Origin of the sequence: Streptomyces coacervatus, from assembly GCF_029223485.1 — a bacterium.
GTDB lineage: Bacteria > Actinomycetota > Actinomycetes > Streptomycetales > Streptomycetaceae > Streptomyces > Streptomyces coacervatus.
On the sequence record NZ_JARHTP010000036.1, the window covers coordinates 35,281 to 57,577 of the forward strand.

A 22,297-nucleotide genomic window follows, 5' to 3' on the forward strand; every position below is an offset into this window, starting at 1 on the left:
CGTCGGGGTGTTCACGGGGACGACGGTGGCCGCTCTCCTGTCCACCTGGCCGATCAACGTCACGGTGTCGCTCAGCCCCGAGCCGGACACCGTGGTCGTCGGTCAGGCCGACGCCCAACACCCGGTCTGTCAGGCCACGTTGACACGCTGACCGGGGGGAGCCGCCTCCAGCCACGCGAGGAAACCGGTCAGCGCGTCCTCACTCATGGCGAGTTCCAGACGGGTGCCCCGGTGCAGACACGTCAGGATGACGGCGTCGGACAGCAGCGCCAGCTCCTCCTCGCCCTCGGGGAGGCGCCGGCCGGCGACCTCGATCGCGGCGCGCTCCAGGATGCGGCGCGGGCGATAGGCGTAGGAGAAGACGCGGTACCACTCGATGCGGTCGCCGTTGTAACGGGCGACGCCGTAGCTCCAGCCTTTTCCGCTGGTGTCGGTTTTCTCCGGGACGTCCCAGCGCAGGCTGCAGTCGAAGGTGCCGCCCGAGCGCTGGATCAGTCTGCGGCGCAGGCCGAAGACGAACAACCCCAGCACCACAAGGGCGACCACGATTCCGCACACAGTCAGAGCGAGGACCATCGACACCGACCTCCTCGTCTCCTAGGTACCGTAAACAGGTAACGGAACGGAAAAAACACCTATATCTGCCTCAGCCGCGGTCGGCTCCGGATTGCTCCGGTGCCGGCCGCGGCTGAGTGACGTCTTCACATGGTGTGCTGGCTTCAGCGGGTCGCCGTCGCAGCACGCAGTCGTACGTCCGCGCGACGCTCGGCAGAGGCATCGCCCTCCGCCTGCGCGCGCTCCAGCTCGCGCTCCGCACGCTGGACATCGATCTCGTCCGACAGCTCGGCGATCTCGGCCAGCAGTGACAGCTTGTTGTCCGCGAACGAGATGAAACCGCCGTGCACCGCGGCGACGACCGTTGCACCATCACTCGTACGGATGGTCACCGGGCCCGACTCCAGCACACCGAGCAGCGGCTGGTGACCGGGCATGACGCCGATGTCGCCGGACGTGGTGCGCGCGACGACCAGGGTGGCCTCGCCGGACCAGACCTCTCGGTCGGCCGCGACCAGCGCGACGTGCAGCTCAGCAGCCAAGGTGGCTCCTCGGGTCACCACCCGGCGGTTCGGCCGGGTGTTGGTTACAAGTCTAGTGGGCGTGAAAGAGGGGGCGGGACGCACCCGCCCCCTCAGTCGAACTCAGGGAGTTCAGGAGACGCCGAGCTCCTTGGCGTTGGCCTTGAGGTCCTCAATGCCACCGCACAGGAAGAACGCCTGCTCCGGGAAGTGGTCGTACTCGCCGTCGCAGATCGCGTTGAAGGCCGCGATCGACTCGTCCAGCGGGACGTCCGACCCGTCGACGCCGGTGAACTGCTTGGCGACGTGGGTGTTCTGGGACAGGAAGCGCTCCACGCGACGGGCACGGTGGACGACGAGCTTGTCCTCTTCGCCCAGCTCGTCGATACCGAGGATCGCGATGATGTCCTGGAGGTCCTTGTACTTCTGCAGGACCGTCTTGACACGCATGGCCGTGTTGTAGTGGTCCGCCGCGATGTAGCGCGGGTCCAGGATGCGGGACGTGGAGTCCAGCGGGTCCACGGCCGGGTAGATGCCCTTCTCGGAGATCGGACGGGAGAGCACCGTCGTCGCGTCGAGGTGGGCGAAGGTGGTGGCCGGGGCCGGGTCGGTCAGGTCGTCCGCGGGGACGTAGATCGCCTGCATCGAGGTGATCGAGTGACCACGGGTCGAGGTGATGCGCTCCTGGAGGAGACCCATCTCGTCGGCCAGGTTCGGCTGGTAGCCCACCGCGGAGGGCATACGGCCGAGCAGGGTCGAGACCTCGGAACCGGCCTGTGTGAAGCGGAAGATGTTGTCGATGAAGAACAGCACGTCCTGCTTCTGCACATCGCGGAAGTACTCCGCCATGGTCAGACCGGCAAGGGCCACGCGCAGACGGGTGCCCGGGGGCTCGTCCATCTGACCGAAGACCAGCGCGGTCTTGTCGATGACGCCCGAGTCCGCCATCTCCTCGATGAGGTCGTTGCCCTCACGGGTGCGCTCGCCGACACCGGCGAACACGGAGACACCGTCGTGGTTGTTGGCGACGCGGTAGATCATCTCCTGGATGAGCACCGTCTTGCCGACGCCGGCACCGCCGAACAGACCGATCTTTCCACCCTTGACGTACGGGGTGAGGAGGTCGATGACCTTGACGCCGGTCTCGAACATCTCGGTCTTCGACTCGAGCTCGTCGAAGTTCGGGGCCTTGCGGTGGATGCCCCAGCGCTCGCCGTCGTACTTCTCGTCGACGTTCAGCACCTCACCTAGGGTGTTGAACACCTTGCCCTTGGTGAAGTCGCCGACCGGCACCGTGATGGAGGCACCGGTGTCGGTGACCGCGGCCTGGCGGACCAGACCGTCGGTGGGCTGCATGGAGATGGTGCGGACCAGGCCGTCACCCAGGTGCTGGGCGACCTCCAGGGTCAGCGTCTTCTTCGCACCGTCGAGGGCCGGGTCGGCCACCTCGACGTGCAGAGCGTTGTAGATCTCCGGCATCGCGTCGACGGGGAACTCCACGTCGACGACCGGGCCGATGACCCGGGCGACGCGGCCCGTGGCAACGGCCGTCTCAACTGTCGTCGTCATTACCTGTCACTCCCCGCGGTCGCGTCGGCCAGGGCTGCGGAGCCACCGACGATCTCGCTGATTTCCTGGGTGATTTCGGCCTGGCGGGCCGCGTTGGCAAGTCGGGAGAGCGTGGTGATGAGCTCTCCCGCGTTGTCGGTGGCCGACTTCATCGCGCGCCGCGTGGCGGCGTGCTTGGAGGCGGCCGACTGGAGAAGCGCGTTGTAGATACGGCTCTCCACGTAGCGCGGCAGCAGGGCGTCGAGGACGTCCTCCGCCGAGGGCTCGAAGTCGTAGAGCGGAAGGATCTCGCCCTTGGGCGTGGCTTCCTTCGCCACCTCTTCGAGGCTGAGCGGCAGCAGACGGTCGTCGAGCGCCGTCTGCGTCATCATCGAGACGAACTCGGTGAAGACGATGTGGAGTTCATCCACGCCGCCCTCGGCCGTGTCCTTCTCGATGGCCTCGATCAGCGGACCCGCGACCTTCTTCGCGTCCGCGTAGGTGGGCTCGTCGGTGAAGCCCGACCACGACTCCACGACCTTGCGCTCGCGGAAGTTGTAGTGGGCCAGACCGCGGCGGCCGACGATGTACGTGTCGACCTCCTTGCCCTCGGCCTCAAGACGCTCGGTCAGCTGCTCCGCGACCTTGATGGCGTTGGAGTTGAAGGCGCCGGCCAGACCACGGTCGCTCGTCAGGAGCAGCACCGCGGACCGCACGACCGTCTCGGCCTGCGTGGTCAGCGGGTGCTTCGTGTTCGAGCCGGTACCGACCGCCGTGACCGCGCGGGTGAGCTCGGTCGCGTACGGCGTGGAGGCCACCACCTTGCGCTGCGCCTTGACGACACGCGAGGCGGCGATCATCTCCATCGCCTTCGTGATCTTCTTGGTCGCGGTGACGGATCGGATGCGACGCTTGTAGACCCGGAGCTGGGCTCCCATGAGTCAGGTCCCTTCCGTCGTCACTTGGCCGCGGCGGCCGGCGTGTCTTCGCCGAGAAGCTTGCCGTCCGAGGTCTCGAACTGCTTCTTGAAGTCCGCGATGCCGTCGGCGATGGCGGTGAGGGTGTCGTCCGACATCTTGCCGCCCTCCTTGATGGAGGTCATGAGGCCCTGCTCCTTGCGGTGCAGGTACTCCAGCAGCTCCTTCTCGAAGCGGCGGATGTCGGAGACCGGGACGTCGTCCATCTTGCCGGTGGTACCGGCCCACACGGAGACGACCTGGTCCTCGGTCGGCATCGGCTGGTACTGAGCCTGCTTCAGCAGCTCGACCAGGCGCTGACCGCGCTCCAGCTGCGCCTTCGACGCGGCGTCCAGGTCGGAACCGAAGGCGGCGAACGCCTCCAGCTCGCGGTACTGGGCGAGGTCGAGACGGAGACGACCCGAAACCTGCTTCATCGCCTTGTGCTGCGCGGAACCACCGACTCGGGAGACGGAGATACCGACGTTCAGCGCGGGGCGCTGACCGGCGTTGAAGAGGTCCGACTCCAGGAAGCACTGGCCGTCGGTGATGGAGATGACGTTGGTCGGGATGAACGCCGACACGTCGTTCGCCTTGGTCTCGACGATCGGCAGACCCGTCATCGAACCGGCGCCCAGGTCGTCGGAGAGCTTCGCGCAGCGCTCCAGCAGACGGGAGTGCAGGTAGAAGACGTCACCCGGGTAGGCCTCACGGCCCGGCGGGCGGCGCAGCAGCAGGGACACGGCGCGGTAGGCGTCGGCCTGCTTCGAGAGGTCGTCGAAGATGATGAGGACGTGCTTGCCCTCGTACATCCACTGCTGGCCGATGGCCGAACCGGTGTACGGCGCAAGGTACTTGAAGCCGGCCGGGTCGGACGCCGGGGCGGCGACGATGGTCGTGTACTCCAGCGCGCCGGCCTCGTCGAGGGCGCCACGCACGGAGGCGATGGTCGAGCCCTTCTGGCCGATGGCGACGTAGACGCAGCGGACCTGCTTCTTCGGGTCGCCGGAGCGCCAGTTGTCACGCTGGTTGATGATCGTGTCGACGGCCAGGGCGGTCTTGCCGGTCTGACGGTCACCGATGATCAGCTGACGCTGGCCACGGCCGATCGGGGTCATCGCGTCGACGGCCTTGTAGCCGGTCTCCATCGGCTCGTGCACCGACTTACGGGCCATGACGCCCGGAGCCTGCAGCTCAAGGGCGCGACGACCGCTGGTCTCGATCTCGCCGAGGCCGTCGATCGGGTTGCCGAGCGGGTCGACGACGCGGCCGAGATAGCCCTCGCCCACCGCGACGGAGAGGACCTCACCGGTGCGCTGCACCGGCTGCCCCTCCTCGATGCCGCTGAACTCACCGAGGACGATGGCGCCGATCTCGCGCTCTTCCAGGTTGAGCGCGAGGCCGAGGGTGCCGTCCTCGAACTTCAGCAGTTCGTTGGCCATGGCCGAGGGCAGGCCCTCGACCTTCGCGATGCCGTCGCCGGCAAGGGTGACCGTACCGACCTCCTCGCGCGAGGCCGCGTCCGGCTTGTACGACTGGACGAAGTTCTCCAGCGCGTCCCGGATCTCCTCCGGCCGGATCGTGAGCTCCGCCATCTGGGTTCCCTGCTCTCCTTGTTGGGCCCGAAGTTTCAACTTGGGGGTCTGGGGGCGACCCCCAGGAATCCTCTGCACGACCCAACCGGGCCGTAGGTACGTACTGCTGTACTGCTGTTCTGCTTATGAAGTTGCTGCTCAGCCCGCCAGGCGGCGGCCGGCGTCCTCGATGCGGTCCGCGATCGAGCCGTTGATGACCTCGTCGCCGACCTGCACCCGGATCCCGCCGAGGACCTCGGGGTCCACGTCGATGTTGAGGTGCATCTTGTGGCCGTAGAGCTTCGCCAGAGCGGCACCCAGGCGCTGCTTCTGCGAGTCGCTCAGCGGCACCGCCGAGGTGACGACGGCGACCAGCCGGTCCCGGCGCTCGGCGGCGAGCTTGGACAGGGACTCCAGTCCCGACTCCAGGCTACGTCCCCGCGGCGCGGTCACAAGGCGCGTCACCAGACGCTCGGTCGACGGGACGGCCCGGCCGCCGAGCAGCCGGTGCAGCAGCTCGATCTTGGCCGCGGTGGACGCGGCGCGGTCGGTCAGCGCGGCGCGCAGCTCGGTGTTCGAGGAGACGATCCGCCCGAAGCGGAACAGCTCGTCCTCCACGTCGTCGAGCGCACCCCTCTTCTGCGCGGCCGTCAGCTCGGCGGTGTCCGCCAGCTGCTCCAGCGCGTCCACCAGGTCGCGGGACTGCGACCAACGGGAGCGCACCATGCCGGACACCAGGTCGGCGGTCGCCCCGCCGACCTGCGAGCCGAGCAGACGCTGGGCCAGCTCGGCCTTGGCCTCACCGGCCTGCGCCGGGTCGGTGAGGACCCGACGCAGCGACACCTCGCGGTCGAGCAGCGCGGTGACGGCGGCCAGCTCGTCGGCGAGCTTCGCCGCGTCGGCGGACGTGGAGTCCGTCAGCGCGTCGAGACGCTCGCGTGCGGCGGCCAGTGCCTCGCGGCTCGCTCCGTTCATCGGGTGGCCTCGGCCTTCTCCTCGAGCTCGTCGAGGAAGCGGTCGATGACGCGGCTCTGCCGGGCGTGGTCCTCGAGGGACTCACCGACGAGCTTGCCGGCCAGCTCCGTGGCGAGGTGACCGACGTCCTGCCGAAGCGCCTGCGCGGCGGCCTTGCGGTCGGCCTCGATCTGCGCGTGACCGGCGGCGACGATCTCCTCACGCTGCCGCTGGCCCTCGGCGCGCATCTCGGTGATGAGCGCGGCGCCCTGCTCCTGCGCCTCCTGGCGCAGACGCGCGGCCTCGTGCCGGGCCTCGGCGAGCTGGGCCTTGTACTGCTCGAGAACGCTCTGCGCCTCGACCTGAGCCGCCTCGGCCTTCTCGATACCGCCTTCGATCGCCTCGCGACGCTGCTCCAGAACGTTGTTGATGTTCGGGAGCAGCTTCTTGGCGAGGAAGAAGAAGACGATGGCGAAAGTAATGAGGCCGATGACCAGCTCGGGGCCCGGCGGGATGAGGGGATTCTGCTCCTCCTCCGCCGCCAGCTGCACCAGCTGTTGTGTCAGCTGCATGTCATCAGTGCCTTTCCCTTAAAGGTGGAGTCGCTCGCCAGCGGCTTACTTGTAGCCGAACACGAACGGCATGACGATGCCGATGAGGGCGAGCGCCTCACAGAAGGCGAAGCCCAGGATCTGGTTGGCGCGGATCAGGCCGGCCGCCTCGGGCTGGCGGGCGAGGGCCTGGGTGCCGTTGCCGAAGATGATGCCGATGCCGATGCCGGGGCCGATGGCGGCGAGGCCGTAGCCGACGGAGGCGACGGAGCCGGTGACGGCGGCGAGGGTCTCAGTGGCAGCCATGCTGATTTTCCTTCTCTTTCAAGGACCGGTGGGGGTTGGCCACCGGACGTCTGGTGAGGGGGCGGTACGGAGGCTCAGTGGTGCTCGGCGAGAGCGCCCTGAACGTAGGAGCAGGCCAGGAGGACGAAGACGTACGCCTGGACGGCCTGGACGAAGAGCTCGAAGAGGATCATGACCATGGACATGGCGAACGAGACCGCGCCGGCCGCGACGAGCCAGCTGTTCATCAGGTACCAGCTGGCGACCGTGAACATCACGAGCAGCAGGTGACCGGCGAACATGTTGGCGAACAGTCGGACGGCGTGGGTGAACGGCCGGACCAGGACGTTCGAGAAGAACTCGATGATCACGACAAGCGGGAGCACCGCGCCGAGCGACTTGTCGTAGCCGGTCAGGTTCTTGAACCCACCGACGAAGCCGTGCTTGCGGAAGGTCAGGATCATCCAGGTCACATAGACGATCCCGGCCATGGCGGCGGGGTAGGCGATGATCGACGTCACCGGGAACTGGGCGACCGGGATGATCGACCACAGGTTCATGATCCAGATGAAGAAGAACAGCGAGACCATGAGCGGGACGTACTTCTCGCCCTCGCGCTTGCCCAGCGTCTCGTACACAATGCCGCGGCGTACGAAGTCGTAGCCGGCCTCGCCGACCATCTGGAGCTTGCCCGGGATCACCTTGGCCTTGCCGAACGCCGCCCAGAAGATGCCGATCACCACGACAGTGGTCACCAGGGCGAGAAGCATCGGCTTGTCGAACTCGATGCCACCGACCGTGAACATCGGCTTGAAGATGAAGGAGTTGAGGCCCGGCGACGGAAATCCGCAGCCGTTGTCAGCGAAGACGCGGCAACTCCAGTCAAAGGCGAGCGTGGTCTGGTCAGCACTCACCGCGGGCTCCTTCGGCGTGACGCATGGGTACGGCAACCTCGTTGTGTCGGCGCGGCATGCTGCCGCGGGTCGGCACCGGACTGGTGTTACGGATGTGAGGGCGGCTGGGGGGCTTCGAGCCTCGCAATTGAGCAGGCGTCAGCTCGAATGCCCGCGCCCGCGATGCCGCAGTTGGCACCGGACGATAGCAGGAGATCCCGACTGTCCTTGTCCCGCCCCTGGCTCTCACGACGTGTGCCCTGTCTTCTCGGGCTTCTCGCTCTTCTCGGAGTCCGGATCGACATAGAAGATCTTGGACTTCATGTGCGCGCGGGCCTGTGCGGCCATCCACACGACGGTCGCGACGACGAGCGAGATCGCGAACGCCCTGGCACTGAAGAGAGAGGTGCCCCTGAAGAGGGCCACGAAGATCATGAGCAGCAGGAGCTGGGCGACGTAGAGCATCATCGCCATGGCCTGGAACAGCTGCGGGAGCGTTTTTGCCGTCCACTGAAGGACGTAAAGACCGAGACCCATGAAGAGCATGGACAGCAGCACACCGACCGCCGCCCCGACTGCTCCCTTGCCGCCCGCAACCGCAGCACTGACAGCAACGGCGACCACACCGACGGCCACCGTAGGCACGGCAATCGGCAGAAGGTTCCGGGCGTCATTGGACGGCATGGCGGCAACTCCGCTTTCGCAGGGGGGCAGGGTGTCGTCATGGACGAGCGTAGTCCCGGATCGAGAGGGGAACTCACGGCCAATGGACCGTCGCACTGCGGCCCTTCAGCTCTCTCCGGGGTTCTCGTGAACCGTATCACAAACTATTTGATGCGGTCTTTACCTAGTCGGTGTGCTCGCTGTCACACATGAGAGTGACAGTGCGCGTCTGTGCAGAAACCCGGCCGACATGTCTGGTATTGGGATGCTTTGCTACCCCACGAGTTGGCAATGCTCTAGTCAGATTCTTACCTTGCCGAGGTCAGCGCGAGGTACCGGCCTTCCGGCGGTCCAGGAAGCGCGAGCGGGCGCCCAGGGCGGTCGCTCCGTTGACTCCCGCCACACCCGCGACGGCCGGAGCGCGCTGCTCCTCTTCAACTGCGGCCGGCTGCGCCGGGGTCGACGCGGACTCGGCGACGGCAGCCCTGCGGCGGCGGTAGCGCGGCGGCACGAAGTGCTCGGCCCAGCGCGGGGCGCGCGGCGTGAAGCGCGGCAGCAGGAGCAGCAGGAGGCCGATGGCGCTGAGGATCACGATGCCCAGGACGATCCACATGGACGCCGAGTTGACCGAGTAGGCGAGGGCGCCGAAGGCGATCAGCGCCGACCAGAAGTACATGATCAGCACCGCCCGGCTGTGCGAGTGGCCGATCTCCAGCAGGCGGTGGTGCAGATGGCCACGGTCCGCGGCGAACGGCGACTGGCCGCGCCAGGTGCGGCGCACGATCGCGAGGACCAGGTCGGCGGCGGGGATCGCGATGATCGTCAGCGGCAGCAGCAGCGGGATGTAGACCGGCACCATCTGATGCACCGTCTGGCGCTCGGACCCGCCGAACAGGCTGTCCGGGTCGACCTGCCCCGTGATGGAGATCGCGCCGGCGGCCAGCACCAGCCCGATCAGCATCGAGCCCGAGTCGCCCATGAAGATACGCGCGGGATGCATGTTGTGCGGCAGGAAACCCAGGCACATGCCCATCAGGATGACCGAGAACAGCGTGGCGGGGGCGGCGGCCTCGATGCCGTACGAGTACCAGATGCGGTAGGCGTACATGAAGAACGCCGCGGCAGCGATGCACACCATGCCGGAGGCGAGGCCGTCGAGGCCGTCCACGAAGTTCACCGCGTTGATCGTGATCACGACCAGCGCCACCGTCAGCAGCGTGCCCTGCCACTGGGTCAGCGCCACCGTGCCGAACTTCGGGATCGGCAGCCACAGGATGGTCAGGCCCTGCATGACCATGACGCCCGCGGCGATCATCTGGCCGCCCAGCTTGATCAGCGCGTCGATCTCGAACTTGTCGTCCAGGACACCGATCAGCCAGATCAGCGCCGCTCCGGAGAGCAGTGCCCGCGGCTCGTTCGACTTGGTGAAGACCTCGCTGAGGTTGGTCAGATGGTCCGCGACCAGCAGGCCCGCGCACAGGCCGAAGAACATGGCGATCCCGCCGAGGCGCGGAGTGGGCTCCCGGTGCACGTCACGGGCCCTGATCTCCGGCATGGCTCCGGCCACGATCGCGAACTTCCGTACCGGCCCTGTCAGCAGATACGTCACCGCGGCCGTGATGCAGAGCGTCAGCAGGTATTCACGCACAGGCTTCCCCACAGGTCTCGCTGGCCATCTCAGCCCCACACCCTAGCGACGCACGCATATGAATGGGGACTGCCGGGTAGCGACGATGGTTGCACGCGTGCCTGTGCACGCAGGCTGCACCCAGTGGTACGCAGGTGCGACTACCCCCGCTCAGCCGGTGTACGGCTGAAATCTACCGGTGAGCTCACGCACCTGATCACGCGCCTTCTGGCTCTCCGTCTCGCCCCGCAGCACGCCCGCGAGCAGCGCGGCGATTCCCGCCATTTCCTCCTCTCCCATCCCCTGTGTGGTGACGGCCGCCGTGCCGAGCCGCAGGCCACGGGCGTCCCCGTGCGGCAGCGCGCAGCAGTCCAGCACCATTCCGGCCGCGGCGAGGCGGCCGCGCGCGGTGCGTCCGTCGACGCCGAGGGGTGCCGGGTCGGCGGTGATCAGATGGGTGTCCGTACCGCCGGTCGTGACGACCAGCCCTTCCGCGGCCAGCCCGGCCGCGAGCACCCTCGCGTTTGCTACCACCTGATGGGCGTATGAGGTGAAGGCCGGTGTTGCCGCCTCGCCGAATGCGACGGCCTTGGCGGCGATGGTGTTCATCTGCGCGCCGCCCTGGGTGAAGGGGAAGACGGCCCGGTCGACCCGCTCGGCGAGCTCGGCGCCGCACAGGATCATCCCGCCGCGCGGCCCGCGCAGCACCTTGTGCGTGGTCGCGCAGACGACATCGGCGTACGGCACCGGGCTGGGCGCCGCTCCCCCGGCTACGAGCCCGATGGGATGGGCGGCGTCGGCGATGAGATAGGCACCGACCTCGTCGGCGACCTCGCGGAAGAGGGCGTAGTCGATGTGCCGGGGATAGGCGATCGACCCGCACACGATGGCCTTGGGGCGGTGGGTACGGGCCAGGGTCCGCACCTGGTCGTAGTCGATGAGCCCGGTCTCGGCGTCGACCCCGTACCCGACGAAGTCGAACCAGCGGCCGGAGAAGTTGGCGGGCGAGCCGTGCGTGAGGTGGCCGCCGTACGGGAGGCCGAGGGCGAGGACGGTGTCGCCGGGGCGCAGCAGTGCCGCGTACGCGGCGAGGACGGCGGAGGACCCGGAGTGCGACTGCACATTGGCGTGCTCGGCGCCGAACAGGGCCTTCGCGCGGTCCACGGCGAGGCGTTCGGCGACATCGACGATCTCGCAGCCGCCGTGGTGGCGGGCGCCCGGGTACCCCTCGGCGTACTTGTTGGCCAGGGGTGAGCCGAGCGCGGACAGCACGGCCGGCGAGGTGAAGTTCTCGGCGGCGATGAGCTGCAGCGTCGTCGACTGCCGGTCGAGCTCACCGAGCAGGATCTCGGCCAGCTCGGGGTCCTGCCGGCGCAGGACATCGGCCTCGAGGGTGTGGGTGACCGGCATGATGGGCTCCGGGGGCGTCGACGGTGACGTACGACCAATGTAGGCCCGGGACCGGTGGGGTGCTCGGTTGTTACGCCCTCGCAGGTACACCTGGCGGCCGCTGTGACGAGCGGAGCCCGTCCCCCGGCGTGTCGCTCCGCAGCAGGCCGCCGACGGCCGGCGGCGCCGCATCAAGCGCGCGCAGGCACTCCCGTCAGCGCCGTCACCACCGGATCCAGCGCCTGGTGTATCTCGTCCCCGATGGACCGGAAGAAGGTCAGGGGGGCGCCGTACGGGTCGTACACCTCGTCCGCCTCGGCGGTCGGGGCCAGCAGCCACCCGCGTAGCGCCGCGGCCGCGCGGACCAGGGCGCGGGCGCGGGCGACCACGCCGTCCTCCAGCGGGGGCAGGGTCGCCGGGTCGATCGCCAGCACCAGGCGGGTGAACTCCTTCAGGGTGAAGGTGCGCAGGCCCGCCGAGTGGCCCATGGAGATGACCTGGGAGCGGTGGTCGCGGGTCGCCGTCAGGACGAGGTCGGCCATGATGACGTGCTCGTCGAGCAGCTCCCGGCCCATGAAGCCGGAGGCGTCCGCCCCGAAGTCGGCGAGGACCGCCTCCGCATTGGCCTCCATGGGCGCACCCTCGTGGCCCCAGGTGCCCGCGCTCTCCACGATCAGCCCGCCCCAGGAGGGGTCGCCGAGCCGGTCCGCCAGGGCATGGCGGGTCAGCCGCTCGGTGATCGGCGAGCGGCACACGTTGCCGGTGCTGACGTGGAGGATGCGGAAGTTGGTCATGGGAAGCCCGAAGGTCCCCGTCTCTTCCCCGTTGCCTATGCCACGCCCCGCGTCAGGGGCCGTCAATTCGCCACCTCGAGGTCGGGTACGACCTTCCGCAGCTCGTCCGGCGAGAGCGCTCCCTCGCGCAGCAGGACCGGCACCCGGCCGGTGACGTCGACGATCGACGACGGGACGTTGCCGGGGGTCGGGCCGCCGTCCAGGTAGACGGAGACGGAGTCGCCGAGCATCTCCTGCGCGGCGTCACAGTCCTCGGGGGCGGGGTGGCCGGTGAGGTTGGCGGAGGAGACCGCCATGGGGCCGACCTCGGTCAGCAGCTCGATGGCGACCGGGTGCAGCGGCATCCGGATGGCGACCGTGCCCCGGGTGTCCCCCAGGTCCCACTGCAGGGACGGCTGGTGCTTGGCGACGAGCGTGAGCGCGCCCGGCCAGAACGCGTCGACGAGCTCCCAGGCCAGCTCCGAGAAGTCGGTGACGAGACCGTGGAGCGTGTTCGGGGAGCCGATCAGCACAGGCGTGGGCATGTTGCGGCCCCGGCCCTTGGCGTCCAGCAGGTCGGCGACCGCCTCCGAGGAGAACGCGTCGGCGCCGATGCCGTACACCGTGTCGGTCGGAAGGACCACGAGTTCGCCACGGCGGACGGCGGACGCGGCTTCGCGCAGACCGGTCGTGCGGTCCGTCGCGTCGTTGGTGTCGTATCGCCGTGCCATATCTAGCGGGCCTCCTCGTACACGTAATGCGGGACTACTGGAATGACTGCCGGGGCGGTGGTCACGGCAGTGCCTTGCGGGCCGTCGCGAACCGGGGGCGGTTGTTGAGGTCGGGGTGGTCGGCCGCGTCGGCCCAGCCCCGCTCCTCGGTGAAGATCCACGGCACCTGGCCGCCCTGGGTGTCGGCGTGCTCGATGACGACGACGCCGCCGGGGCGCAGGAGCCGGTGTGCGGTCCGTTCCAGACCGCGGATGAGATCGAGGCCGTCCTCCCCTGAGAACAGGGCGAGTTCGGGATCGTAGTCCCGCGCCTCGGGAGCGACGTACTCCCATTCGGTCAGCGGGATGTAGGGCGGGTTGGAGATGACCAGGTCGACATGGCCGTCGAGGTCGGGAAAGGCGTCCAGGGCGTTGCCCTGCCGCAGATCGACCCTGGAGCCCTCGACGTTCTTACGGGTCCACTGCAGCGCTTCCTCGGACAGCTCCACGGCGTGCACGCGTGAGCGCGGGACCTCCTGGGCGAGGGCGAGCGCGATGGCGCCGGAGCCGGTGCACAGGTCGACGATGCAGGGTTCCACGACATCCATGGCGCGCACGGCGTCTATGGCCCACCCGACCACGGACTCGGTCTCCGGGCGCGGCACGAACACGCCCGGCCCCACCTGGAGTTCGAGGTAGCGGAAGTAGGCCCGCCCGGTGATGTGCTGCAGCGGCTCGCGCTGCTCGCGCCGGGCGATGACCTCCCAGTACCGAGCGTCGAAGTCCGGGTCCTTCACGGAGTGCAGCGCGCCCCTCTTCACGCCGTGCACGAACGCGGCGAGCTCCTCCGCGTCGTTGCGCGGCGAGGGCACGCCGGCGTCGGCCAGCCGCTGGGTGGCCTGTGCCACCTCTGCGAGCAGCAGGTTCACGCATTCCTCCGTGTCGTACTGGGTCGTGCGTATGTGCCTTTATGCAGCCGCCAGCTTCGCCGCCGAGTCCGCGTCGACGCAGGCCTGGATCACCGCGTCGAGGTCGCCGTCCAGGACCTGGTCCAGGTTGTAGGCCTTGAAGCCGACACGGTGGTCCGAGAGGCGATTCTCCGGGAAGTTGTACGTGCGGATCTTCTCGGAGCGGTCGACGGTGCGGACCTGGCTGCGGCGGGCGTCGGCGGCTTCCCGCTCCGCCTCCTCCTGCGCCGCTGCGAGCAGCCTGGAGCGCAGGATACGCAGTGCCTGCTCCTTGTTCTGCAGCTGGCTCTTCTCGTTCTGGCAGGAGGCGACGACTCCGGTGGGAATGTGCGTGATGCGCACCGCGGAGTCGGTGGTGTTGACGGACTGGCCGCCGGGACCGGAGGAGCGGTAGACGTCGATGCGGAGGTCGTTCGGGTTGACCTCGACGTCGACCTCCTCCGCCTCGGGAGTCACGAGAACGCCGGCCGCGGAGGTGTGGATACGGCCCTGGGACTCGGTCGCCGGCACCCGCTGCACGCGGTGCACACCGCCCTCGTACTTCAGCCGCGCCCAGACACCCTGCCCGGGCTCCGTGGCCCCCTGGCCGCCCTTGGTCTTCACGGCGACCTGGACGTCCTTGTAGCCGCCCAGCTCGGACTCGGTGGCGTCGATGATCTCGGTCTTCCAGCCGATGCGCTCGGCGTACCGGAGATACATGCGCAGCAGGTCCCCGGCGAAGAGCGCGGACTCGTCGCCGCCGGCGCCCGCCTTGATCTCGAGGATCACGTCCTTGTCGTCGGACGGGTCCCGGGGCACGAGCAGCAGGCGCAGCTTCTCGGTGAGCTCCTCGCGCTGCTTCTCCAGCTCCTTGACCTCGGCGGCGAAGTCCGGGTCGTCGGCGGAGAGTTCGCGCGCGGTGTCGATGTCGTCGCCGGTCTGCTTCCAGGAGCGGTACGTGGCGACGATCGGGGTGAGCTCGGCGTAGCGCTTGTTCAGCTTGCGCGCGTTGGCCTGGTCGGCGTGGACCGACGGGTCCGCGAGCTTCTTCTCCAGGTCGGCGTGCTCACCGACGAGTTCCTCGACGGCCTCGAACATCTTGGGCTCCTGTACGGCTGGGAAAAGGGGGAAGGCGGGCGACCAAAAACGCCGGTCCCGGCGCGCCTGTTTCAGGGCGCGGCCGTGGACCGGCGGATTGGAGCTCGCTACTTCTTGGAGCCGGCAGCAGCCTTGCCGAAGCGGGCCTCGAAGCGGGCCACACGGCCACCGGTGTCGAGGATCTTCTGCTTGCCCGTGTAGAACGGGTGGCACTCGGAGCAGACCTCGGCGCGGATGGTGCCGCTGGAGATCGTGCTACGGGTGGTGAACGACGCGCCACAGGTGCAGCTGACCTGCGTCTCGACGTACTCGGGGTGGATGTCGCGCTTCAAGGTGTCTCCTAGTTTCGGGAGGGCTCCGGGTCGCTGCGGCGGATTGCTTCAGCGTGAACCGGGGCCGACGTACCAGTCTGCCAGGACTGGGGCCATCCCCCAAAACCGGGGGTTGAGGTTGTCTATTCCCATGCGGGCCGGTGGGGGCTTGTCGCGCAGTTCCCCGCGCCCCTATCAACCGGCGGTGACCACGCCCTTGGCTTCGCCTGTAGCCGTGCCTTTTGTTGCCGACTTCGGGATCTGCTGGTCGTTCCTCAGGGCCGTCCAGACCTGCTGGGCCTTGGTCTTCTCCACGATCACGCGGTTGGGGTTGGCCGGGTCGTACTGGACCGGCATCGTGACCATGTGCATCTGGCTGGAGCTGATGCTCTTGAGGCCGTTCGCGAAGCCCATGAGTGAGTTGACCGAGCCGAGGTCGGAGTCGGTCGTCACGGCCTTGGTGGCGGTGTTGGCCAGGTCGTAGAGCCTCTTCGGGCTGGTGAAGACGCCGATGTGCTTGACCTGGTTGACCAGGGCCTTGATGAAGGCCTGCTGGAGCTGGATGCGGCCGAGGTCGGAGCCGTCGCCGACGCCGTGCCGGGTGCGGACCAGGCCGAGGGCCTGCTCGCCGTCGAGCTTGTGCGTGCCGGCCTTGAGGTTCAGATGGCTCTGGGAGTCGTTGATGTTCTTGGTCGTGGTGACCTGGACGCCGCCGAGCTCGTCGATGAGCTTCTGGAAGCCGCTGAAGTCGACCTCGAGGTAGTGGTCCATGCGCAGCCCGGTGATCGACTCCACGGTCTTCACGGCGCAGGCCGCGCCGCCGGTGGAGTACGCGGTGTTGAACATGACGCCCGACGCGGCGGGATACGTCTTGCCGGCGGTGTCGGTGCACTCGGGGCGGTCGATGAGGGTGTCGCGCGGCATGGACACCACGCCGGCCTTCTTGTGGCCCTTGTAGACGTGCACGATCATCGCGGTGTCGGAGCGGGCGCTGCCGTCGTCGGCGCCGCCGCCGAGCTTCTTGTTGCTGCCGGAGCGGCTGTCCGAGCCGAGGACCAGGATGTTCTCGGAGCCGTTGTCGACCTTCGTCGGCCGGTTCGTGCCGAGGGCCGAGTCGATGTCGACGCTCTTGATGTTGCCGTTGAGCTTGAAGTACAGGTATCCGGCTCCGGTGCCGCCGAGCACGACGATGCCCGCGGCCGTCCAGGCCGTGATCAGCAGGCCTTTGCGGCGCTTGCTGCGGGGCTTGCGGCGACGGCCCTTTGCGCTGTGGCGCGAGCCGTTGGTGCCGGGCTCCCCGGGTATGCCGGGTTCCGGCGTGCTCTCGGCGGACATGTGCTCCTCGTTCTCGTCCGGTCGGTTACCCCCTGCGTTCAGGGACAGGCCTGTGGGCCGGATACGGGTCGTACCGCACCATCGTCACTCCGTCGGGTCAGACGGCGAAACTCGAGAAAGGGTTGCACGACGCTCTGTGCCCAACCCGTGGAAGGCTGGGCACAGAGCGTCACGAAATTTTACGGGCGTAACCCGCTCACCTGCGGTTTCAGCCGAAGAGGTCGTACTGCTGGAAACCGGTACCGACCGAGATTCTTGTGGCAAAGATCTCGGTCGTGGCCTTACCGGTGCCCTTGTACAGGTACAGGGTGCCGCCGGACGTACGGGCCAGGAAGTCGGCCTTGCCGTCGCCGTTGACGTCCCCGACGGCGTCGAAGGCGTTGTAGCCGGTCCACGCGCTGCGGACCTTGATACGGGTCGAGAAGGCGCCCGTGCCCGACTTTCCGGTGCCCTTGTACAGGTACAGGTCGCCGGTGCTGCTCTTGCGGGCGAGCAGGTCGGCCTTGCCGTCGCCGTTGAAGTCGCCGTGTCCGCGCAGCATGTTGTACTGGTTCCAGCCGGTGCCGACGCTCACCCGCGAGCCGAAGGTGCCGTTGCCCTTGCCCGGGTAGATCCACAGCGTGCCGCCGGAGTCGACGGACAGCAGGTCGGGCAGGTAGTCGCCGGTGACATCGCCCGGGACCACGATGCGGGTCCGGGTCGTCCAGCCGCTGAAGATCTTCGTCTGGGACCAGGAGCCGCTGGACGGCACGTAGTGCAGCCAGTACACGTCACCGGTGGAGCTCTTGCGCACCACGAGGTCCTGGTAGCCGTCCCGGTTCAGGTCGGTCTGCAGGACGACGTTCAGGCCGTCGTACGACCCCAGGGAGACGCGCGCGGCGAACGACGTGCCCTTGGAGTCCAGCTCGAACGCCTCCTTGGTGGAGGAGTTGCGCACGAACAGGTCGGCCTTGCCGTCGGTGTAGCTGAGGTTGGTGTCGTCGACGTTCGCGTAGGCGGCACCGATGTACGTGCTGACCTTCGAGAAGACGCTGTAGTAGCCCTTCTCCACGCAATCCGCCACACCCCACGAAACGACGCCCACGATGCGGTTGTTGACGATCAGCGGCCCGCCGGAGTCACCGTTGCAGGCGGCCTTCGTACCGCTGTCGCTGCCGCTCTGCGTGCCGGCGCAGACCATGTGGCCCGCGATGTACTCGGAGCCGTACACACCGGAGCAGGTGCTGTCGGTGTGAATGGTCAGCGTGGCCGACTTCAGCGTGTCGGAGATGTCCTGGCTGGTGGAGCTGGTACGCCCCCAGCCGTAGAGCTTGGCGCTGGTGCCGCCCGCGTACGAGGCGGTGTCGCCGGACGTCGTCATGCGGATCGGCGTCGCTGTGACCGGCGTGGCCAGGGTGAGGACGGCGATGTCGTTGTTGATCGTCGTCGGGCTGTACGACGGGTGGTTCCACTGCCGCAGCGGCAGCGAGACGGTGCCGCCGTGCAGGTCGGTGTTGCCCGAGCTGTCGGTGGTCGGCGTCTGCGAGGTGCCGGTCAGGACGGCGCCGTACGCCTTCCAGTTGTAGCTCTTGCCGCTCTCGTCCTTGACGCAGTGCGCGGCGGTGAGGATCTTCGTCGGCGAGACGACGGTGCCACCGCAGAAGAAGCCGATGTCGTCGCTCGTGTCGGTGGTGCCCTTGTCGTCGTAGTACCAGAGCTGCGCCATCCAGGGCGCCGAGGCGATGGCGGTGTCGGTGCCGCCGATGACGTACGGGGTCGCGGTGGCGCCGGTGCCGGTGGTGCTGGCACTGAGGGACGACTTCTGAGGCGTCTCCCCCGCGGTGCCGTCGGTGGCGAGGGCACCGGCGATCCGCTTCTTCAGCTCGGCCGTCGAGACGGAGCTGGTGGCGGGCTTGGTGGTCGGCGTCGGGACGGAGCCGGCTGCATTGGCCGACGACGACAGAAGCGCTGCGGCGACGGCCGCGGCGACCCCGGCGGCGGCGACGGGCAGAGCAAGGCGTATCCGGCGTCTGTGACGACCGCTGCCGGACAGGGGTGTGGACAAGGAGATTCCCCCCGGGACACAAGTGATAGGAGAGGCGCAAGAGTGCACCCGTACCTATCAGCGCCAAAAGCCTGCCCTCCGTCACGCAAGTGACGGAGGGCAGGCTCTTAAGGGGCGCGGGGAACTGCGCGATCAGCCACAAACAACCTGCAGCCGACGAACAAGCCCCACCTCAATGGCGACTAGTCACCGTTACCCGGCATAGGCGTCGTCTTCTGAATCTGCAGCAAGAACTCCGCATTCGACTTCGTCTGCTTCATCTTGTCCAACAGCAGCTCGATCGCCTGCTGCTGATCCAGCGCATGCAGCACCCGCCGCAGCTTCCACACGATGGCCAGCTCGTCACTGCCGAGCAGAATCTCTTCCTTACGCGTACCGGACGCATCCACGTCCACCGCCGGGAAGATCCGCTTGTCCGCAAGCTTCCGGTCGAGCTTCAGCTCGGCGTTGCCCGTGCCCTTGAACTCCTCGAAGATCACCTCGTCCATACGGGACCCGGTGTCGACCAGAGCAGTCGCCAGGATGGTGAGCGAGCCGCCGTCCTCGATGTTCCGCGCCGCACCGAAGAAGCGCTTCGGCGGGTAGAGCGCGGTCGAGTCGACACCACCGGACAGGATGCGGCCGGAGGCGGGCGCGGCCAGGTTGTAGGCACGACCCAGACGCGTGATGGAGTCGAGAAGCACCACCACGTCATGCCCGAGCTCCACCAGACGCTTCGCACGCTCGATGGCGAGCTCGGCGACCGTGGTGTGGTCCTCGGCCGGACGGTCGAAGGTCGAGGAGATGACCTCGCCCTTGACCGACCGCTGCATGTCGGTGACCTCTTCGGGACGCTCGTCGACGAGGACGACCATCAGGTGGCACTCGGGGTTGTTGTGCGTGATCGCGTTGGCGATCGCCTGCATGATCATGGTCTTGCCGGTCTTCGGCGGGGCCACGATCAGACCGCGCTGGCCCTTACCGATCGGCGCGACGAGGTCGATGATGCGGGTGGTCAGCACGCCCGGGTCGGTCTCCAGACGGAGCCGGTCCTGCGGGTAGAGCGGCGTCAGCTTGTTGAACTCCGGCCGTCCGCGCCCGGATTCGGCCGCCATCCCGTTCGCCGAGTCGAGGCGGACCAGCGCGTTGAACTTCTCGCGGCGCTCGCCCTCCTTCGGCTGCCGGACCGCACCGGTGACGTGGTCGCCCTTGCGCAGGCCGTTCTTGCGGACCTGGGCGAGGGAGACGTACACGTCGTTGGGACCCGGCAGGTAGCCCGACGTACGGATGAAGGCGTAGTTGTCGAGGATGTCCAGGATGCCCGCGACGGGGATCAGGACGTCGTCCTCGGCGAACTGCGGCTCGGCGCCGCCCATCTCGTCACGGCCACGACGGCCACGACGGTCCCGGTAACGGCCCCGGCGGCCGCGGCGGCCACCGTCGAAGTCGTCGTCGTCCTGCGGGCCGTTGTCGCGCTGCTGCCGGTCCTGGCGGTCCTGGCGGGCGCCGCCCTGCTGCCGGTCCTGACGGTCCTGGCGCTGCTGGCCACCGCCCTGGCCGCCCTGCTGCTCGTCGCCCTTGTTGCCACGGCGGTCGCGGTCACGGCCTCCGCGGTCGCGGTCCCGGCGGCCCTGGCGGCCCTGGCGGCCCTCACCGTCACCGGCGTCGCCCTGCGCCTGCGGGGCGGGCGTCTCGGCCTTCGGCTCGCTCTTCGCCTCGGCGGCAACCGTCTCGGGGCTGCCCGCCTCGGCAGTGGCGCGACGGCGCCGACGCTCGGCGGGAGCGTCCTCGCTGGCCGGCTGGCCGGGGATCTCGATCTGCTGCTGGGCCACGGCCTTCTCGGCCGGGGCGGCCGCCTTCTTCTCGGCGGCGGGAGCGGCGTCCTCGCTCGTACGAGCCTTGGAGGTGGCGCGGCGCTTGGGCTTGGTCTCGGTGGCGGCCTCGGCCTTGGCCGGAGCGGCGCCCCCACCCGCCTGCGCCTCCTTGATGACCTCGATCAGCTGGCTCTTGCGCATGCGCGCGGTGCCCCTGATGCCCAGGCCGGATGCGACCTGCTGCAGCTCGGCCAGCACCATGCCCTCAAGGCCGGTACCGCGGCGCCGCCGGGAGCCTGCACCGGTGGCAGGCGCGGAGGCGTCCGTGGCGGGCGCGGCAGCGGTCTCCTCGACACGTGCGCCCATCAGATCGGTGGTGTCGCTCACGAAGGGTCCTTCCCTGGAGCGGACGTCGGCCTGTCTGGCTCGGCGACCGGTTGTGCTTCCGGCTTCGGTCCTTGCTGTGTGGACCGTGCCGGGGCGGTGGTCCGCCAAAGGTGGCGGAGGCAATATCTGGGATGGCGCTTCCCAAAGCCATGACCGTGGCACCGAGTGTCGGTGTCACGTGGCTTGGTCGCACCGGTTCCGGAGCGTGCCCGGCAAGTCGCTCAATGCCCGCGTACGAGGTACTGCCCGCGTACGTCGTACGGAACACAGTGCGGCTTGGGAGGCTCCCGGAAGAATGTCTGTCCCGGACGGGGACACGAAGCACCTCGCCATGGTGGGGTCGGGTGCAGACTTGAGATTAACACTACCGGATCCAACAAACATTCCCCCTCTCGAAATCCGGCAACCGCGAGCTTTTAATCAACACCGTAGGTCGCAAGCGGCAGCACGCTCGCTCCCTGGGCGTCGAGTTCGAGCCGGTTCGCGGCCCACCCTTCGCCTGCCAGATGGGCAACCTTGTCGGCGCTGTCGGCGTCGGCCAGCGCCAGCACAGTGGGTCCTGCTCCTGAGATGACTGCCGGGACTCCGTCGGCCCGCAGCCGCTCCACCAGCGCGGCGCTCTCCGGCATGGCGGGCGCGCGGTACTCCTGGTGGAGACGGTCCTCGGTGGCGGGCAGCAGCAGCTCGGGGCGCCTGGTCAGGGCCTCGACGAGCAGGGCGGCACGGCCCGCGTTGGTGGCGGCGTCGACGTGCGGCACGGTGCGCGGGAGCAGTCCGCGCGCGGTCTCGGTGAGGACCGGCTTTCCGGGCACGAAAACCACCGGAACGATGGAATCGGCGGCATCCATCCTGATCGCGCGCGCGGCGCCCGCCTCCATCCAGGAGAGGGTGAAACCGCCGAGCAGACAGGCCGCCACATTGTCGGGGTGGCCCTCGATCTCGGTGGCTAGCTCGAGCAGGGCCGTGTCGTCGAGCTTCGACTCCCCGCCTATGGTCACGGCGCGCGCGGCGACGATGCCGGCGCAGATGGCGGCCGAGGAGGAGCCCAGGCCACGGCCGTGCGGAATGCGGTTGGCGCAGACGATCTCAAGGCCGCGTGGCTGCCCGCCGAGCAGGTCGAAGGCGGTGCGCAGGGACCGTACGAGGAGGTGTTTCTCGTCACGCGGGAGCGTCTCGCTGCCCTCGCCCGCGATGTCGATGTGCAGCCCGGAGTCGGCCACCCGGACGACGACGTCGTCGTAGAGCCCCAGCGACAGGCCGAGGGCGTCGAAGCCCGGGCCGAGGTTGGCGCTGGTGGCGGGGACGCGCACCCTTACGGCGGCGGCGCGGAAGGCGGGACCGGCCATCTCTCGATGACTCTCCTTGAGCTGCGTGATGGTCGAAG

At 68.4% G+C, this 22,297-nt stretch carries 22 protein-coding genes; 1 reads left to right on the plus strand and 21 read right to left on the minus strand.

Annotated features, from left to right (window positions below):
- The first annotated feature begins 25 nt into the window (after window positions 1-25).
- A complete protein-coding gene (locus P2Q00_RS48725; protein WP_275781442.1) occupies window positions 26-151 on the plus strand; it encodes a hypothetical protein in 126 nt (41 codons plus the stop codon).
- On the opposite strand, the gene P2Q00_RS48730 is transcribed toward P2Q00_RS48725, so the two are convergent.
- The 21 genes from P2Q00_RS48730 to thrB all read right to left on the minus strand — a co-directional run bounded on the left by P2Q00_RS48730 (window position 130) and on the right by thrB (window position 22,259).
- Window positions 130-576, minus strand: a complete 447-nt coding sequence (locus tag P2Q00_RS48730) for a DUF2550 domain-containing protein (RefSeq protein WP_275781443.1) — start codon at window positions 574-576, stop codon at window positions 130-132. The two genes, P2Q00_RS48725 and P2Q00_RS48730, sit on opposite strands and share 22 nt — an antisense overlap.
- 143 nt (window positions 577-719) lie before the next feature.
- On the minus strand, window positions 720-1,097 hold the full coding sequence (locus P2Q00_RS48735) for a F0F1 ATP synthase subunit epsilon (protein WP_275781444.1): 378 nt from the start codon (window positions 1,095-1,097) through the stop codon (window positions 720-722).
- A 111-nt stretch (window positions 1,098-1,208) separates the two neighbouring features.
- Window positions 1,209-2,645: a F0F1 ATP synthase subunit beta gene (atpD, locus tag P2Q00_RS48740; protein WP_275781445.1), complete on the minus strand. Its 1,437-nt coding sequence runs from the start codon at window positions 2,643-2,645 to the stop codon at window positions 1,209-1,211.
- Window positions 2,645-3,562 (minus strand): F0F1 ATP synthase subunit gamma, encoded by a 918-nt coding sequence (locus tag P2Q00_RS48745; RefSeq protein ID WP_275781446.1) that lies wholly within the window; start codon window positions 3,560-3,562, stop codon window positions 2,645-2,647. The genes atpD and P2Q00_RS48745 overlap by 1 nt, the downstream gene beginning before the upstream one ends.
- Before the next feature lie 20 nt (window positions 3,563-3,582).
- A complete protein-coding gene (gene atpA / locus P2Q00_RS48750; RefSeq protein ID WP_275781447.1) occupies window positions 3,583-5,175 on the minus strand; it encodes a F0F1 ATP synthase subunit alpha in 1,593 nt (530 codons plus the stop codon).
- 138 nt (window positions 5,176-5,313) lie between these two features.
- The gene (locus tag P2Q00_RS48755; protein ID WP_275781448.1) at window positions 5,314-6,129 is read right to left on the minus strand and encodes a F0F1 ATP synthase subunit delta; all 816 of its coding nucleotides are present in this window, start codon (window positions 6,127-6,129) and stop codon (window positions 5,314-5,316) included.
- Window positions 6,126-6,674, minus strand: a complete 549-nt coding sequence (locus P2Q00_RS48760; RefSeq protein WP_275781470.1) for a F0F1 ATP synthase subunit B — start codon at window positions 6,672-6,674, stop codon at window positions 6,126-6,128. Before P2Q00_RS48760 ends, P2Q00_RS48755 begins: the two co-directional genes overlap by 4 nt.
- Window positions 6,675-6,725: 51 nt before the next feature.
- Complete coding sequence (gene atpE, locus P2Q00_RS48765; RefSeq protein WP_266521606.1) at window positions 6,726-6,965, minus strand: ATP synthase F0 subunit C; 240 nt, start codon at window positions 6,963-6,965, stop codon at window positions 6,726-6,728.
- Between the two features lie 74 nt (window positions 6,966-7,039).
- Window positions 7,040-7,858: a F0F1 ATP synthase subunit A gene (gene atpB, locus P2Q00_RS48770; RefSeq protein ID WP_275781449.1), complete on the minus strand. Its 819-nt coding sequence runs from the start codon at window positions 7,856-7,858 to the stop codon at window positions 7,040-7,042.
- Window positions 7,859-8,083: 225 nt separating this feature from the next.
- A complete protein-coding gene (locus P2Q00_RS48775; RefSeq protein WP_275781450.1) occupies window positions 8,084-8,521 on the minus strand; it encodes a Cg1360 family ATP-synthase-associated protein in 438 nt (145 codons plus the stop codon).
- A gap of 301 nt (window positions 8,522-8,822) precedes the next feature.
- Window positions 8,823-10,148, minus strand: a complete 1,326-nt coding sequence (locus tag P2Q00_RS48780; protein ID WP_275781452.1) for an MraY family glycosyltransferase — start codon at window positions 10,146-10,148, stop codon at window positions 8,823-8,825.
- A gap of 150 nt (window positions 10,149-10,298) precedes the next feature.
- Window positions 10,299-11,537, minus strand: a complete 1,239-nt coding sequence (glyA, locus tag P2Q00_RS48785; protein WP_275781453.1) for a serine hydroxymethyltransferase — start codon at window positions 11,535-11,537, stop codon at window positions 10,299-10,301.
- Between the two features lie 170 nt (window positions 11,538-11,707).
- Window positions 11,708-12,376 (minus strand): arsenate reductase/protein-tyrosine-phosphatase family protein, encoded by a 669-nt coding sequence (locus tag P2Q00_RS48790; protein WP_275781455.1) that lies wholly within the window; start codon window positions 12,374-12,376, stop codon window positions 11,708-11,710.
- Entirely contained in the window at window positions 12,373-13,020 is a 648-nt protein-coding gene (locus P2Q00_RS48795) for an L-threonylcarbamoyladenylate synthase (protein ID WP_275781456.1), read from the minus strand. The genes P2Q00_RS48790 and P2Q00_RS48795 overlap by 4 nt, the downstream gene beginning before the upstream one ends.
- 61 nt (window positions 13,021-13,081) lie before the next feature.
- Complete coding sequence (gene prmC, locus P2Q00_RS48800; protein ID WP_275781457.1) at window positions 13,082-13,927, minus strand: peptide chain release factor N(5)-glutamine methyltransferase; 846 nt, start codon at window positions 13,925-13,927, stop codon at window positions 13,082-13,084.
- A gap of 39 nt (window positions 13,928-13,966) precedes the next feature.
- Entirely contained in the window at window positions 13,967-15,043 is a 1,077-nt protein-coding gene (gene prfA, locus P2Q00_RS48805) for a peptide chain release factor 1 (protein WP_275781458.1), read from the minus strand.
- 107 nt (window positions 15,044-15,150) lie between these two features.
- The gene (rpmE, locus tag P2Q00_RS48810) at window positions 15,151-15,375 is read right to left on the minus strand and encodes a 50S ribosomal protein L31 (RefSeq protein ID WP_019753312.1); all 225 of its coding nucleotides are present in this window, start codon (window positions 15,373-15,375) and stop codon (window positions 15,151-15,153) included.
- 174 nt (window positions 15,376-15,549) lie between these two features.
- Window positions 15,550-16,689 (minus strand): LCP family protein, encoded by a 1,140-nt coding sequence (locus P2Q00_RS48815; RefSeq protein WP_275781460.1) that lies wholly within the window; start codon window positions 16,687-16,689, stop codon window positions 15,550-15,552.
- A gap of 208 nt (window positions 16,690-16,897) precedes the next feature.
- Window positions 16,898-18,733: a trypsin-like serine protease gene (locus tag P2Q00_RS48820; RefSeq protein WP_275781461.1), complete on the minus strand. Its 1,836-nt coding sequence runs from the start codon at window positions 18,731-18,733 to the stop codon at window positions 16,898-16,900.
- A 182-nt stretch (window positions 18,734-18,915) separates the two neighbouring features.
- A complete protein-coding gene (rho, locus tag P2Q00_RS48825; RefSeq protein ID WP_275781462.1) occupies window positions 18,916-20,913 on the minus strand; it encodes a transcription termination factor Rho in 1,998 nt (665 codons plus the stop codon).
- 416 nt (window positions 20,914-21,329) lie between these two features.
- Window positions 21,330-22,259, minus strand: coding sequence for a homoserine kinase (gene thrB / locus P2Q00_RS48830; protein ID WP_275781472.1), 930 nt, complete (start codon window positions 22,257-22,259; stop codon window positions 21,330-21,332).
- Window positions 22,260-22,297: the final 38 nt, after the last annotated feature.

Excerpts from the sequence above, each read along its gene's own strand:
- P2Q00_RS48730 (WP_275781443.1), bottom strand. The coding sequence starts at position 576 with ATGGTCCTCGCTCTGACTGTGTGCGGAATCGTGGTCGCCCTTGTGGTG.
- atpD (WP_275781445.1), bottom strand. The coding sequence starts at position 2,645 with ATGACGACGACAGTTGAGACGGCCGTTGCCACGGGCCGCGTCGCCCGG.
- P2Q00_RS48745 (WP_275781446.1), bottom strand. The coding sequence starts at position 3,562 with ATGGGAGCCCAGCTCCGGGTCTACAAGCGTCGCATCCGATCCGTCACC.
- atpA (WP_275781447.1), bottom strand. The coding sequence starts at position 5,175 with ATGGCGGAGCTCACGATCCGGCCGGAGGAGATCCGGGACGCGCTGGAG.
- P2Q00_RS48755 (WP_275781448.1), bottom strand. The coding sequence starts at position 6,129 with ATGAACGGAGCGAGCCGCGAGGCACTGGCCGCCGCACGCGAGCGTCTC.
- atpE (WP_266521606.1), bottom strand. The coding sequence starts at position 6,965 with ATGGCTGCCACTGAGACCCTCGCCGCCGTCACCGGCTCCGTCGCCTCC.
- P2Q00_RS48775 (WP_275781450.1), bottom strand. The coding sequence starts at position 8,521 with ATGCCGTCCAATGACGCCCGGAACCTTCTGCCGATTGCCGTGCCTACG.
- glyA (WP_275781453.1), bottom strand. The coding sequence starts at position 11,537 with ATGCCGGTCACCCACACCCTCGAGGCCGATGTCCTGCGCCGGCAGGAC.
- P2Q00_RS48795 (WP_275781456.1), bottom strand. The coding sequence starts at position 13,020 with ATGGCACGGCGATACGACACCAACGACGCGACGGACCGCACGACCGGT.
- prfA (WP_275781458.1), bottom strand. The coding sequence starts at position 15,043 with ATGTTCGAGGCCGTCGAGGAACTCGTCGGTGAGCACGCCGACCTGGAG.
- P2Q00_RS48815 (WP_275781460.1), bottom strand. The coding sequence starts at position 16,689 with ATGTCCGCCGAGAGCACGCCGGAACCCGGCATACCCGGGGAGCCCGGC.
- thrB (WP_275781472.1), bottom strand. The coding sequence starts at position 22,259 with ATGGCCGGTCCCGCCTTCCGCGCCGCCGCCGTAAGGGTGCGCGTCCCC.